The sequence below is a fragment of the Alcanivorax nanhaiticus genome (assembly GCF_000756665.1).
Lineage (GTDB): Bacteria > Pseudomonadota > Gammaproteobacteria > Pseudomonadales > Alcanivoracaceae > Alcanivorax > Alcanivorax nanhaiticus.
Map to the genome: position 1 here is coordinate 144,276 of NZ_ARXV01000007.1, position 13,409 is coordinate 157,684.

Here is a 13,409-nt window from a genome sequence, read left to right on the forward strand (position 1 = left end):
GGAGAGGAACGGGAAACGGTGATCATGCCAACGAGGGTACGTTTGGGCATCACCCGCAGAGGCTGGTGTGCCGGGGTGTTGTTGTTGGGACTGTTCGCGGCGCTGCCGGTGCAGGCCGCCAAGCGGGCCCTGCTGGTCGGCGTGGCGGACTACCCGAACCTGCCCTCGTGGCTACAGCTGGCAGCACCGGCCAATGATGTGGAGATAGTCGAGGCATTACTTCGCCGGCGGGGTTTTGATGACGGCAATATCGAGCAACTGGTCACTGTAGAGGGGAAAACCCAGCCCACTCGCGCCAATATCCTGGCCGCCCTGGATCGTCTGGCCGCACAGGCCAAAGATGATGATTTCTATTATCTCTACTTTACCGGTCACGGCAGTCGCCAGCCGGCACGCGCCACGGACAATACTGAAACCGATGGCATGGATGAAATCTTTCTGCCCACTGATGTGTCTGGTTGGGATCGAGCTACTGGCACGGCGAAAAATGCCATTCTGGATGACGAGCTCGCTGTCTACATTGATCGCATTCGTGACCGTGGTGCCGATGTGTGGCTGGTTATCGATAGTTGTTACTCGGGCACCATGACTCGTGGTGCCAGCGCCATTCCGGAAGTCCGTTATCGTCGGGTGGGCGGTGACGTGTTGGGTATTCCAGACGTGGCCCCGGGCGTGAAAATAACTGACCGGGATGTGATGGCCGACTTCTCCACTCGGGATACAGTACAAGGCAAGCCCCGGGGTGAGTTGATTGCGTTTTCGGCCGCACAAAGCGCCCAGACTACGCCGGAGATGAAGTTGCCGCGCAAGGCGGTGGAACGGCGTTTTCATGGTTTGTTTACTTACACCCTCATGGAAGTCATGGCGGCCAATCCGCAGTTGAGTTATCAGCAACTGGCGCAGCAAGTGCTGTCCCGCTATCAGAGTTTGCCCTGGCTATCGACTCAACCGCTGTTCAGTGCCAGCGACATGAACAAGCCGCTTTTCAATGACGATAGCCCGGTGCCATCCAGCTATTTTGCATCGTTTGGAAACGGTGAGTTGCAGGTGCATGCGGGCAGCTTGTCGCTGTTGAATGGCGGAGCCACGGTAGCGGTATTTGATTCCCCCATAGCGAAAACACGCAAGCGGTTAGGGCGGGTAACACTCAACGGCGCAACGCCGTTACGCAGCTGGGCGACCTTGAGCGATGACGCTGCCAGAGGTTGGCCGGAAACTGTTTATGTTGAGCTTGAGCAACCGGTGGCGAGCGATAACGTGAATGTGGCCGTGCTGCCGGCAAGTTCATCGTCTGCTGGGCAGCAGGCACAACTCAAAAATTGGCTGAAGATGCTGTCCGGCTCCGGTAGCGGCATGACGCTGACGGAGCCGGAGCGGGCCGATATTTTGGTAAGCCAGTTTGATGGGTATCTGTGGTTCCTCCGGGCGGATCAAAGCCTGCCTTGTGAGGAGCAGGTGCTTGATCCATCGGCACGCAAACATTGCATCGACACCCGCTTGCCGCAGCGGATATTGAATATACCTGTGCCAGACAAAGCGCAATGCAGCCGCTGGCCATTGCAGGAGTGTCTGAAACAAACGTTGAAGACAGGACTGATGAAAATAGCCAAGGTCACGCGCATGCTGGCCAGCGTGCAATCGTTACCCGGTGCCGATCCGATACTCAGGCAGGTGTTTCGTGTGGAGCGTAATGGCGAAAAGCAACCGCTTTCCGTGAATGACCGGCCGATCCTGAAAGAGGGCGACCGGATTCTGTTTGCGTTGACCAATCTGAGTGCTCAGCCGCAGGACGTAAGCATTCTGTTCGTGGATAGCCAATACGGCGTCACGCAACTTTATCCTGACAGTGGTCAGCCCAATCGCTTGGCCAGTGGTGAGTCATTGCACTTTGAGTGGGTGGTGAATCTGGACACGGTAGGCATGGAGCACTTGATGGTCAGCAGTGTGCCGGGTGTGGGGGTCAGTCAGGACCTGGCTTACCTGCAGCAGTCTCCTCTCAATGTCAGCCTGCGGGATAGCATGGCATCTTTGTCCGCGCCCTTGCCTTCCGCAGCCATCAATCTGTTTTCCTGGCAGGTTAGCCGATAGAGGCTATTGCTTGTCTCTCAGCGTGCATTGGCGTGTTCGTGCCCCGCTGAACGGCCAAGCCTGCGAGTTTTCCTGTTTGCGGGAACATCATCTAATGAGCGGATTTCTGCTTCCGCAGACAGCGGTCCATAGGGGCCTGCTTGCAGGGGAAGATCTGTATGGCAGGGTCTCCGCGGCTAAAGGCCGCAGAGAGCTCCTGCGAAGGAAGGGGGGTGAGCCTCGTGAAACTCTGGGCAGCAGTGGTGAGGGGCTACTGTTTCAGGAGTTGCTGCAGGGCGCTGACCTGAGTATCCACGAAGGCGCAGTTCAGTGGCTCCGGCAACGCTGTTTCGGCGTTTGGCGGCGTCGGTGGCGCAATCAGCGTCAGGCTGTCTGGATCAGCGCTGCAGATGGCATGGCTGAGCAGTAGCCAGCGGCCCCATTCAAAGCCGAGGGTAGGAGAGCTGCCTGCCCGTTGCTGGTATTCCTCGCTGGCCAGTACCAGTTGGGCGCGGCCAATACCGGCAAAGCTGGTGGTCATGTTGCGGGTCTGTTGTCCCTGATAAATGCCGGCAAGAATGTCGGTCACTTCGCTGTCCACGGCGATGGGCAGTGCTCGCATGTAGGGTTGGTCATCCAGATAGCGTGTCAGTTGCGGAGAGAACTGCTGATAGGCCTGATCCAGTGTCAGCAGGTCGTGGCCGGGTTTGATCACCAGCCAGCCTGCGAAGAGCGCGGCGGCGGCTGCCGTCACGCCGCCGGCGGGCTGCCACCAGCGCCGGCGTTTTGTGCCGGCGGAAGCGATGCTGGTGACGGTATTGTTGCTGATCCACAGATCATGATTGGCCAGCAACTGCTGCCAGCGCTGATAGAGCGCCGGGTTATTGGCCAGATGGCTGATGACTTCCTTGCGCCGGGTGGCGTCCAGCATGTTGTCCAGCAGTGCGGCCAGATCCTCATCATCCGGCTCGCTACCCTGTGCGGGCTGCGCCTGTGTCAGTGCCAGCGCAATTCGGCTCAGATATTCGTCCTGCCGCTGGCCTGATGTGTTCGATGTCATAGTCGTTTACCCCTGACTACTGAGATGGACAGATGCTCAGGATGAACACAGACAAAATGCATTATTCTCCACCCTCCGGCAGTAACTGTCGGGATGCCAGCACCTCGCGAATATGTGCCACGGCACGCTGTGCCAGTCGCGCGGGTTGATGAGTGGGTAGATTCAGACTGCGCGCAATGGCGCTGAACTTGAGTCCGTCCACGTAGGCCATGCGCAGGATCAGCCGTTGTTCGTCACTCAGCGTGATGGCGCCTCGCAGTGCCTGCAAGGTATCCGGGTTTTGCCAAGCGGATAATGATGGTTCCCCGGTTTGTTCCAGCACCAATTGGTGCAGTAACAACAGCAGGGGCTCGAGCCCATCATCGCTGTTGTCATCGTCGCCGGGAGTGTCCTGGTGATATTCCTCCAGCGGAATTTCACCGCTTTGCTGGCCACACCAGGGCAGGCGTGCCTTGATGGTTTTCACCATGTCGGTCAGGGCATGGCGGTCACGCAGTGCGTCATCTTCACCGGCCAGGCGATCAATAGCTACCGGTACGGGTTGTCGTTCCAGGCAGATGAATTTCCACAGTGTCAGCCAGGTATCCCCCAGCTGCTGCAGCCAGGATGGTGGGCGGATACGGCCAAACTTTTTGCGCGCGTATTCTTCCACCAGATTGCTGCACAGGGTGTAGAGAAAGGTTTCCGGTCGGGATTTGCCGGTGAACTTGCGGCACTGTGCCCAGTCTCCGCTGGAAAGATGTTCCAGCACATAATCGCTGGCAACTTCGGCATCGGCAGTGTGGCCAAAGCGACGTTCACAAAGCGCACGGATACGCCCTTGCGTTTGTTCACTGAAAACGATGGCAGGCCAGTCGATCGTCAAGGCTGGGTTGTCCACGGCTGGTTGAGTAACGGCCCTTCTCCCCGAAGGCGATTCATGGAGGTGATTCAAGCATAAACCGGTCGGCCAGAAAACCGGCTGGCGAGTCAGATGCGCCAGCGAGACACTGGTTGGAATATCCAGAAGCGGCTAGGCTGGTAAGTGGAATATTCAGTGATGGAAAGAAAAATGGAATACCGCTTTTATGCAGTTCCGGTTAACGGGGTTATTCGCTATGTGCTGCTGCTGGCGCTGCTGCTGGCGGGCATGCCGCAGAGTCATGCCGAACAAGATACCTCCGTTGACCGATTGTTGATCGACTCGGGGATTGATGCCCAGATGCCGGTGTTTGAAAAAATGGTTAACGCCGCACTGGAGCAGAACCCGGGCCTGGATCAGGAAGAGCGCGAGGTACTTCAGCATATTGCCATGGAGTCTCTCCGTCCCGAGGTGATCTATGAGCACGTCAGGATTGGCGTGGAGCGTGTATTGCAGCCGGGTGATCGGGAAACCCTTTTGTTGTGGTTTAGCTCGCCGCTGGGGCAGCGTATCACTCAGCTTGAACTGCAAGGGTTGGAAGATGGCGTGTTGTCCGCATTGAAAGCAGCGGCGCCTGCCTTGTTGGCAGACAAAGAGAGAATGCAGGCGGCGAGTCGCCTGGATGGGTTGATGCAGGCTACAGTGCTGGGATTGAAATTGCAGGAAAAAGCCATGCAGGCTAACCACATTGCCGTGGAAATTGCCGCGCACCCCAATGCCGCAGTGGACACTGCCGCACTGGAGGCTCAGTTGGAGGAGCATCGTGAGCCTTTGTTGCAACTGATGCAGCAGCAGACGTTGCTGTCCCTGGCGTTTACTTATCGTGATCTGCCGCTGGAAAAACTGGCCAGCTATGAAAGTTTCCTCTCCACTTCTGCGGCTCAGCGTTATCAGCAGGGTATCCAGACCGGTTTATTGGCGGGGGTGGATGGGGTGCTTCGGGATTGGGAATCCGGCGTACGGGATTATTACCAGACCGAAAAAGCGACGCCTTATGGGGTGGGGTATTCGCGGCGCTCGGTGCCAGCGAGATAAAAGACCCGCATCCAAAAGATTTTCACCACAGAGATTACAGGGTGCACTGAGATTGGAGCCTTCTTTTTCTCAGTGTGCTCTGTGATCTCTGTGGTAAATACCGCTTTAAAGAGGCTCAGCCTTAGCTGTCGGTGCCCTTCTCCAGCTCGGCTACCTGCTTCTCCAGTGCTTCCAGCTTTTCACGGGTGCGCATCAGTACTTGTTGCTGGATATCAAACTCTTCCCGCGTGATCAGATCCATCCGGCTAACGGTTTCTGCCAGCACGCTGCGAACATTGCGTTCCACTTCACTGCGCAGGCTGCCCAGGTCGGCAGGCAGGCGGCGGCTGATATCCGCCATCAGGCGGTCAATAATAGGCAGATCTGGCATGAAAACTCCGCGGTGGTCGTGGATAGGTAATGGCGTGCACAACGTCCTGGGGAGCCTCTGAATAACTCCTTGCATGCTCAGTCTTTCAGGCTGGTTCGCCCCCTCGGCAAAGGTAAAGAGGGGCGCGCTTTTGATGGCATGCTGGTTGCCTGTCGAAAAAGCGCAACAACGAGTGCGGGCCAGCCTGGAAGACCCGGAGGGCGTAGCCTGAAGCGCACATCTGCTGCGCCTTGTCTCTCGGAAAGGGAACCACCCTGACCATCGAGACAAGGCGCAACAGCTGCACGCTTCAGGCCGCGCTGAGTACGCAAGGAGTTATTCAGAGACTCCCTTGTAATCCGGACGGGATGGTAGCACGGTGAGTGACTTTGGGGCACAGCGTGGAGCCTGCATGGTGGTTTGCACCAAACTGGAACCCGCCCCAAAACGGTGCGCTATAATGGCGCGCTGCCACCGGCCTCAAAGGACGGTGGTGTTTGTAACCCCTTGAAATTGCATGATTTTCAAAAACTGGCATGGGTCGTGCACTTATTGGGTCAGAGCGTTCGAGCAAGCTGTGGATCGGGAACCATTTCGGGGCTCGAAGTGAAACGGACGTCACCGGACGCGGTGAAAGCTGAGGAGAATGAAATGAAACTGGTTACTGCCGTAATTAAGCCGTTCAAACTGGATGACGTGCGTGAAGCACTCTCCGAGATCGGCGTGCAGGGCATCACCGTTACCGAGGTGAAAGGCTTTGGACGCCAGAAAGGTCACACCGAGCTGTATCGGGGTGCCGAGTACGTTGTTGATTTCCTGCCTAAGGTAAAAATCGAGGTGGCCATCGCCGAGTCCTCTCTGGACCAGGTAATTGAAGCCATCGCGAAAGCCGCTAATACCGGCAAGATTGGTGACGGCAAGATCTTCGTTACCTCCCTTGAGCAGGCCATTCGTATCCGTACCGGCGAGACCGGCGAGGACGCGATTTAAGTTTTACCGTGTTTTGAAATCGACCCATGCCAGGGCTTGAAAAAACACGCTTCCATTTCCGGAGGGTTGCATTGTGGAAAATTCGACTTTTGAGTTGCAGTACGCACTAGATACTTTTTATTTTGTGGTCAGTGGTGCGCTGGTGATGTGGATGGCGGCAGGTTTCGCCATGCTGGAAGCCGGCCTTGTTCGCGCCAAGAACACCACTGAAATTCTTACCAAGAACGTAGCGTTGTTCGCTGTTGCCTGCACCATGTACATGATTTGCGGTTACGCCATCATGTACGGAGGAGACATCTTCCTTTCCGGTATTACCGGTGATGGTGTAGCGGATGAGTGGACCTACGCGCCTTCTGCTGATTTCTTCTTCCAGGTAGTGTTCGTTGCTACTGCCATGTCTATCGTGTCAGGTGCTGTTGCTGAGCGCATGAAGCTGTGGGCTTTCCTGGCATTTGCCGTTGTAATGACCGCTGTCATTTACCCGGTATCTGGTTCCTGGACTTGGGGTAACGGTGTAGCGGGTTCCTTTGGCGAGTGTGGCGTATTTGGCCTTTACACTCTGGGTACTCCCGGCGATACCTGTCCTGCAGACATGTCCTTTGTTCGCTGGAGTGACTTTGCTGGTTCCGGCATCGTGCACATGGCTGGTGCTGCTGCTGCCCTGGCTGGTGTTCTGCTGCTGGGCGCTCGTAAAGGCAAGTACGGTCCGAATGGTGAAGTACACGCTATCCCGGGTTCCAACCTGCCGCTGGCCGCTCTGGGTACCTTCATCCTGTGGATGGGCTGGTTTGGCTTCAACGGTGGTTCCGTATTGGCTACCTCCAACGTGGAAAATGCCAATGCTGTGGCGGTGGTCTTCATGAATACCAACGCTGCTGCCGCTGGTGGTGCGATTGCTGCCCTGATTGTTGCTCGTATCCTGTTCGGCAAGGCTGACCTGACCATGCTGCTGAACGGCGCGCTGGCTGGCCTGGTGGTGATTACCGCTGAGCCGTCTACCCCGACTGCCCTGCAGGCAACCCTGTTCGGTGCTCTGGGTGGTGTACTGGTGGTGTTCAGCATCCTGACTCTGGACAAGCTGAAGATCGATGATCCGGTGGGTGCCATCTCTGTTCACGGTGTGGCTGGCTTCCTGGGTCTGATGCTGGTACCGGTGACCAACGGCTACAAGGTTGTTGATGGTGTTGAGGAAGGCGCTGCGACTTACCTGGGTCAGTTGGCTGGTGCCGCTACCATCTTCGTCTGGGTATTCGTTGCCAGCCTGGTAGTGTGGGGCATCCTGAAAGTGGTAATGGGTATCCGCGTAAGCGAAGAAGAAGAGTACGAGGGTATGGATATCGCAGATTGCGGTATGGAAGCCTACCCGGAGTTTGTGAAGGGCTAAAAAAGACGCAACCAGCAACACGCGTCACGCAACATGAAAGCCCCGGCCACTTGGCCGGGGCTTTTTTTTGGTTCATCGCGGATTAGCGGAAAAGCAATATTCAGCCAGACAGCTGATGGGAAACCCGACTCGCCACAAGGGCAATACCGTGGGCGAGTGGACTTCAGCGTTTGGACGAACTGCTGCAACTGTGGGAGTGGACGTTCGGCCACGATGCGCGGTAGCGCCTGGCAGGGTATTTCGCGGCGGAACCGCCGCTCCCACAGGTGCAGAAGAAATTTTCCTGCGCTGAAGTCCTCTACCGCGCTGGTTGCCGAGATCGGGCACAGGATAAAGAGGGTGTTAATCTCCGTGGGCTCTGTGCCCCCTGTGCTATCATGCGCCCTTTCCCGTCAGCCAATGTAGCTACCATGACCGAACCGACCGTTATCCGCCTGCGCAAGAATGAAGAACGCCGTCTCAAGGCCGGCCACCTGTGGGTCTATGCCAACGAGATCGACACTCGTCAGACTCCACTCAAGGATCTGCCGGTAGGCGCGGCCTGCGTAGTGGAGGATAGCCGGGGCAAACCGCTGGGGCGCGCCTTGTTGAGCCCCCATTCCCTGATCGCTGCTCGCCTTTACAGTCGCGATGTGAAGCAGGAGCTGTCACGCAGTTTCTTCAAGAAGCGTATCGAGCAGGCGCTGTCCCTGCGCGAAACCCTGTTCGATTCCCCTTGCTACCGGTTGATCTTTGGTGAGGCCGATGGGTTGCCTGGGCTGGTGGTGGATCGTTTCCATGATGTGCTGGTGGTGCAGACCGGTTCTGGTGCCATGGAGTCCCATCTGGACGTTATCGTCAGTGCCCTGGATGCGGTGCTGAACCCTTCCCATATCATTGCCAAGAACGAAGCTGCTGCCCGCGAAATTGAAGGTATGGAGCGCTATACCCGTGCACTCAAGGGCGAGCTGCTGGATGAAATTTCTCTGACTGAAAATGGTGCCCATTTCACTGCGCCTCTGGCCGAAGGTCAGAAGACAGGCTGGTTCTACGACCACCGGGCTGCGCGGCAAAAAATGGCGGCGCTTGCCAAGGGCGCAAGGGTGCTGGATGTATTTTCCTACTGCGGCGGTTGGGGTGTGCAGGCGGCACTGGCGGGCGCGGAATCGGTGACCTGCGTGGATGCTTCCGAAACGGCGATCGGTTATGTGCACCGTAATGCCGAGCTCAACGGCGTAGGCGACAAGGTTGGCTCCATTCAGGGCGATGCTTTTGCGGCCATGAAGCAGCTGATCGCGGATGGCGAAAAGTATGATCTGGTGGTGCTGGATCCGCCGGCCTTCGTGAAGCGCAAGAAAGACTTCAAGAATGGCCTGGCGGGTTATCACGCTATCAACGAGTTGGCCATGCGACTGGTGAAGCCGGGCGGCTATCTGATCTCGGCGTCATGCTCCATGCATATGCCGGCGGATCGCTTGCTGGATGTGGTGCAGTCCAGCGCACGCCATATTGATCGCAGCTTGCAGGTGATCGGCTACGAAGGGCAGGGGCCGGATCATCCCGTGCACCCTGCGATCCCGGAGACGTCGTACTTGAAAAGCTGGTTCTGCCGGGTGAACTTCAGCCAATAGCTACGAGCTACGAGCTACGAGCTACGAGCTACGAGCTACGAGCTACGAGCTACGAGCTACGAGCTACGCCCGATTCGATAGAACGGCTCTGAAAAGTTCCCGGCGGTTGTTGAAGAACTGAAAATCCTTCCAGCTCGTTGAGTTCGGCGTAACCAGAAAACCTATGCACCTTGTAGGGGCTTATGCTCGCATGGTGATCCGAGCGACAGCGAGGAAAAAACTGCAGCTCGCGGCAAACTGTTTTCAGGAAGGAGTAAATGGAATTTACGCTGCTGTTTCTCGAACTTTTTCTGAAAGCCATGCGGTTGGGTTTTCCGTTGCTGGCCTTCTTTTTTCTGCTGATTACTTTATTCGGGCAATGGGTGGGGAGGCTGGAAGGCTGGTCACGTTTCGATGCGTTTTACTGGTCGTTCATTACCGCACTGACGGTGGGTTATGGAGACTTCCGTCCCTCCAGTCGCAAAAGCAAGGTGTTGGCCCTGGCGACTGCCACGGTGGGCATCATGTTCAGTGGGGTGTTTGTGGCGGTGACGGTAGCGGCTGCCACTGAGGCGTTCCATCGTTATATGCCGGGTTCTTCTGTTTAGTTGTCTGCACCCGGACAGGCTGACCAGAAAGGTTCAGCCTGAGGGGCAGGTAATCACTACTTCAACTTTTCCAGCATGGCGGCCATGCGAGTGCGCACGGCTTCAATGGCTTGATAGGGGCGAATCATCACTTTGAAATCGATGATCTTGCCGTCATCGTTCCAGGTGATCATGTCAACGCCATTCACTGCAATGTCGTCCAGCTCCAGCGCAAACTCCAGAACAGAGTGATTGCCTTCGCTGACTTCACGTACATAGTGAAAGCTGTCGTTCGCCAGCACATGCATGGCCGCCGTCAGGTAGGCCAGGGTGAGAGCCTTGCCTGCCTGAGGCGTGTGCACCAGAGGTGAGTGGAACACGGCCTCGTCAGCAATCAGCGCATTGAGCTGTTCCAGGTTCTTGTTCTTGACGACAGCATGCCATGCCGACAGACCAGTGTTACTGCCCATGATGCTCTCCCGAATGACTTAGCCCAGCAATGCTTTCTTGGCGGCGGCGTATTCTTCGGCCAGACGGGCAACAGCGTCGCCTGCACTCTGTACGGCCTCGATGGCGCCAATGCCCTGACCGCAGCCCCAGATGTCCTTCCAGGCTTTCTTGTCGGTGTTGCCGCCGGAGCCGAAGTTCATGGCAGAGGGATCGCTCTCCGGCAGGTTTTTCGGGTCCATGCCGGCGTTGACGATAGACGGTGCCAGGTAGTTGCCGTGTACGCCGGTGAACAGGTTGCTGTAGACGATGTCCTTGGCGCTGCTGTCCACAATCATCTGCTTGTAAGCCTGTTCGGCATTGGCCTCTTCGGTGGCGATGAACATGGAGCCGATATAGGCGAGGTCGGCGCCCATGGCCTGGGCAGCCAGCACGGAACGACCGTTGGCGATGGAGCCGGACAGGGCAATCGGGCCATCGAACCACTGACGCAATTCCTGAATCAGGGCGAAGGGGGATTGGGTGCCAGCATGGCCACCTGCCCCGGAGGCCACGGCGATGAGCCCGTCGGCACCTTTCTCGATGGCCTTGCGGCCGAAGAAGTTGTCGATGATGTCGTGCATCACGATACCGCCCCAGCCGTGTACTGCCTGGTTCACTTCTTCACGGGCTCCCAGCGAAGTAATGACCAGCGGTACCTTGTACTTTTCACACAGTTCCAGGTCTTTTTCGAGGCGATCATTGGAGCGATGAACAATCTGGTTAACCGCGAAAGGCGCGGCAGGTTGATCAGGATTTTCGCGATCCCACTTGGCCAGTTCTTCGGTGATCTGGTGCAGCCACTCGTCCAGCTGGGAGAGTGGGCGGGCGTTCAGTGAAGGGAAAGAGCCAATCACCCCGGCCTTGCACTGAGCCAGCACCAGATCCGGGTTGGAAATGATAAACATGGGGGAGCACATGACCGGCAAACGCAGCCGGGACGTAATGGATTCAGGCAAAGACATGATCGCGTTCCTCGTACTGGGGCCTCAAAGGGCAAATCATTTACGTTATAAATTTACACTGTATATTTTTCTGGTCAAGAGCACTTGATCGGCCCGTGAGCGAAATGGTCAATCGTCCAGATGGGGGGGCTGCACCTTCATGCCGGCATACAGGGTGCGCATGATTTTCTCGCGCAGGGTGGTGCCGTCCATGCCCCGCAGCCCGCTGGCCAGATCAAGCACCACGATGCCGTGCAGCGTAGCCCAGAACATATAGCCGATCAGTTGGGCATCTCCCTCCAGCAGGCCAGCGGCAATCATCTCTTCCACGTAATTGACCATGGCTTTCTGGGCGCGGGCGTTGGCAGCCACCAGTTCCGGGTATTGCTCCTCATCCTGCTGGGGGAGCGAGAAGATCAGCTGGTAGGCAGAGGGATAGGTTTTGGCGAAATCCACATAGGCATCACCTACGGCGCGGCCCTTGCTGCGGGCATCCGGCGCATTGGCCACCGCAGTTTCCAGCGCGGTAGAGAAACGGTTGAATGCGGCAGCGCGGACGGTGGCGAGGATCTCGTCCTTGTCACGGAAATAGCGATACGGCGTCATCGGGCTGACCCCGACCTCGCTGGCAATCTGCCGCATGGTCACGTTCTGCGGTCCACGATCAATGAACAGCTTGATCGCCGCTTCGCAGACAGACTCCCGGAACAGGGCAATTTCTTCTTCGGTTTTCGCTTTCTTGGCCACAAAGGGTTCCTGTCTATATCGAGCGTATACAGTGTAAATCAAAAAGATGGAGTGCGCTTCACAGGGGGGCAGAGAGGTGAGGTATCGCTTTTCGGAAAGGCTTTGGGGGATCGAAGGAGGCCGTTGAGCAAGGTTTAGTGCCTTGTTTCTTGGTGTGTTTAGCGTGGGATGTGGCATTTGGGCACGAAACTTGAAAGAGTTTCGGGACTCAACAAGCGCAGAAAATAGCCAAGGATCTACCGTGCCACTTCCCCCTGATTTTATGCATGCCCGAGTCGATTCCGTCCGTAGCCGTCTCAACGTTCAGGTGTGCAGCCTCTATCAAGCTGATGTCGTCAGTCAGACGCTGCAGATCGTTGCTACCAGTGGCCTGAATCAGAGTGTACTGGGGGCGTCGCTGGCATTCTCCCAGGGCCTGACCGGAAAGGTGGCCCGCTCGCGGGCTCCGGTCGTGGCACGGGATATTCAGGCCCATGAGGATTATTTTCACATTGCCGGTTCCGACGAGGAGCGCTTCCAGAGTTATCTGGGAATCCCGCTGGAATACGACAGCGTGCTTTACGGTGTATTGGTAGTGCAGACAGAAGCCAAAAAAACGTTCTTCCTGAAGGACATCCGTGAACTGCACAGCGCAGGGCGGGATTTGCTGGATGCGTTGAAACTGAGCGTGCGGCAGGTGGGTTAGGGCAGTTGCAAGGTACAAGTTTCAAGTTGCAACGCGGACCAGCTTTGTGATTAGGCAACGCGGACACGGTTTTTGATTAGGCAATGCCTTGCCCGCGGATCTCGGTTCGGCGCGGATTCAAACCTTGAATAAACCGAGGCCTGGTTCGCGCCTTGCAACTTGTATCTTGAAACTTGCTTCTCAGCTCGCCAACCAGCTCAACGCATCTTTCTGCTCTGCCCACTCAAACACTCTCACCTCCCCCGGAATAATCGCACTGGCCTGGCCGACCAGTTTGGCGATCCAGTCGTGGCTGGTGACCACTGCAATCTTGTGCCAGCTCAGCGGATGGCGCAGGCCCACCAGAGCATCCTGCAGCATGGCGCCGGCAGAGAAGGATTCGAAGGTGGGGCCCAGTTCATACAGAAAACTGATCTGGTTGTGGTCGCTAAGGGCGGCTTCGATGGCAGGAATCAACACCTGCTTGTAATCGGATGCGGTGAGTTCGCCGTGGCCACTAACGCCAACGGTGTCTTCTGGCAGGTTGTCGATAAGTTCCAGCATGGTTGCCTCCTTTCCCTGGGGCCATTGCAGATTTCTTCATCA

The 13,409-nt window shown here is 56.8% G+C and carries 14 protein-coding genes; 7 read left to right on the forward strand and 7 right to left on the reverse strand.

Annotated features, from left to right (window positions below; all coding sequences use genetic code 11):
• The first annotated feature begins 24 nt into the window (after window positions 1-24).
• On the forward strand, window positions 25-2,088 hold the full coding sequence (locus Y5S_RS10490) for a caspase family protein (RefSeq protein ID WP_197055134.1): 2,064 nt from the start codon (window positions 25-27) through the stop codon (window positions 2,086-2,088).
• Window positions 2,089-2,338: 250 nt separating this feature from the next.
• On the opposite strand, the gene Y5S_RS10495 is transcribed toward Y5S_RS10490, so the two are convergent.
• The gene (locus Y5S_RS10495; RefSeq protein WP_035232824.1) at window positions 2,339-3,127 is read right to left on the reverse strand and encodes an anti-sigma factor family protein; all 789 of its coding nucleotides are present in this window, start codon (window positions 3,125-3,127) and stop codon (window positions 2,339-2,341) included.
• Between the two features lie 61 nt (window positions 3,128-3,188).
• On the reverse strand, window positions 3,189-3,992 hold the full coding sequence (locus Y5S_RS10500) for an RNA polymerase sigma factor (protein ID WP_156107715.1): 804 nt from the start codon (window positions 3,990-3,992) through the stop codon (window positions 3,189-3,191).
• A 174-nt stretch (window positions 3,993-4,166) separates the two neighbouring features.
• On the opposite strand from Y5S_RS10500, the gene Y5S_RS10505 reads away from it, so the two are divergent.
• On the forward strand, window positions 4,167-5,063 hold the full coding sequence (locus Y5S_RS10505) for a hypothetical protein (protein ID WP_156107717.1): 897 nt from the start codon (window positions 4,167-4,169) through the stop codon (window positions 5,061-5,063).
• 121 nt (window positions 5,064-5,184) lie between these two features.
• Here Y5S_RS10505 and Y5S_RS10510 read toward each other — a convergent pair whose 3' ends face one another.
• The gene (locus Y5S_RS10510) at window positions 5,185-5,433 is read right to left on the reverse strand and encodes an accessory factor UbiK family protein (protein WP_035232829.1); all 249 of its coding nucleotides are present in this window, start codon (window positions 5,431-5,433) and stop codon (window positions 5,185-5,187) included.
• Between the two features lie 630 nt (window positions 5,434-6,063).
• Here Y5S_RS10510 and glnK point away from each other — a divergent pair.
• From glnK to Y5S_RS10530, 4 genes are all read left to right on the forward strand, one after another.
• Window positions 6,064-6,402, forward strand: a complete 339-nt coding sequence (glnK, locus tag Y5S_RS10515) for a P-II family nitrogen regulator (protein ID WP_008930504.1) — start codon at window positions 6,064-6,066, stop codon at window positions 6,400-6,402.
• A 73-nt stretch (window positions 6,403-6,475) separates the two neighbouring features.
• Window positions 6,476-7,786 carry an ammonium transporter gene (locus Y5S_RS10520; RefSeq protein ID WP_035232833.1) on the forward strand — a complete coding sequence of 437 codons (1,311 nt, stop codon included), beginning with the start codon at window positions 6,476-6,478 and terminating at the stop codon, window positions 7,784-7,786.
• A gap of 410 nt (window positions 7,787-8,196) precedes the next feature.
• On the forward strand, window positions 8,197-9,396 hold the full coding sequence (locus tag Y5S_RS10525) for a class I SAM-dependent rRNA methyltransferase (RefSeq protein ID WP_035232834.1): 1,200 nt from the start codon (window positions 8,197-8,199) through the stop codon (window positions 9,394-9,396).
• A gap of 257 nt (window positions 9,397-9,653) precedes the next feature.
• Window positions 9,654-9,983 carry a potassium channel family protein gene (locus tag Y5S_RS10530; protein ID WP_035232836.1) on the forward strand — a complete coding sequence of 110 codons (330 nt, stop codon included), beginning with the start codon at window positions 9,654-9,656 and terminating at the stop codon, window positions 9,981-9,983.
• Window positions 9,984-10,039: 56 nt separating this feature from the next.
• On the opposite strand, the gene Y5S_RS10535 is transcribed toward Y5S_RS10530, so the two are convergent.
• The 3 genes from Y5S_RS10535 to Y5S_RS10545 all read right to left on the reverse strand — a co-directional run bounded on the left by Y5S_RS10535 (window position 10,040) and on the right by Y5S_RS10545 (window position 12,139).
• Window positions 10,040-10,432 (reverse strand): nuclear transport factor 2 family protein, encoded by a 393-nt coding sequence (locus Y5S_RS10535; protein ID WP_035232838.1) that lies wholly within the window; start codon window positions 10,430-10,432, stop codon window positions 10,040-10,042.
• Between the two features lie 18 nt (window positions 10,433-10,450).
• Window positions 10,451-11,413 (reverse strand): NAD(P)H-dependent flavin oxidoreductase, encoded by a 963-nt coding sequence (locus tag Y5S_RS10540; RefSeq protein WP_035232840.1) that lies wholly within the window; start codon window positions 11,411-11,413, stop codon window positions 10,451-10,453.
• A gap of 108 nt (window positions 11,414-11,521) precedes the next feature.
• Complete coding sequence (locus Y5S_RS10545) at window positions 11,522-12,139, reverse strand: TetR/AcrR family transcriptional regulator (RefSeq protein WP_035232842.1); 618 nt, start codon at window positions 12,137-12,139, stop codon at window positions 11,522-11,524.
• A 241-nt stretch (window positions 12,140-12,380) separates the two neighbouring features.
• On the opposite strand from Y5S_RS10545, the gene Y5S_RS10550 reads away from it, so the two are divergent.
• Complete coding sequence (locus Y5S_RS10550) at window positions 12,381-12,824, forward strand: GAF domain-containing protein (protein WP_081939730.1); 444 nt, start codon at window positions 12,381-12,383, stop codon at window positions 12,822-12,824.
• 180 nt (window positions 12,825-13,004) lie between these two features.
• On the opposite strand, the gene Y5S_RS10555 is transcribed toward Y5S_RS10550, so the two are convergent.
• Window positions 13,005-13,367: a SpoIIAA family protein gene (locus Y5S_RS10555; RefSeq protein ID WP_035232846.1), complete on the reverse strand. Its 363-nt coding sequence runs from the start codon at window positions 13,365-13,367 to the stop codon at window positions 13,005-13,007.
• Between the last annotated feature and the right edge of the window lie 42 nt (window positions 13,368-13,409).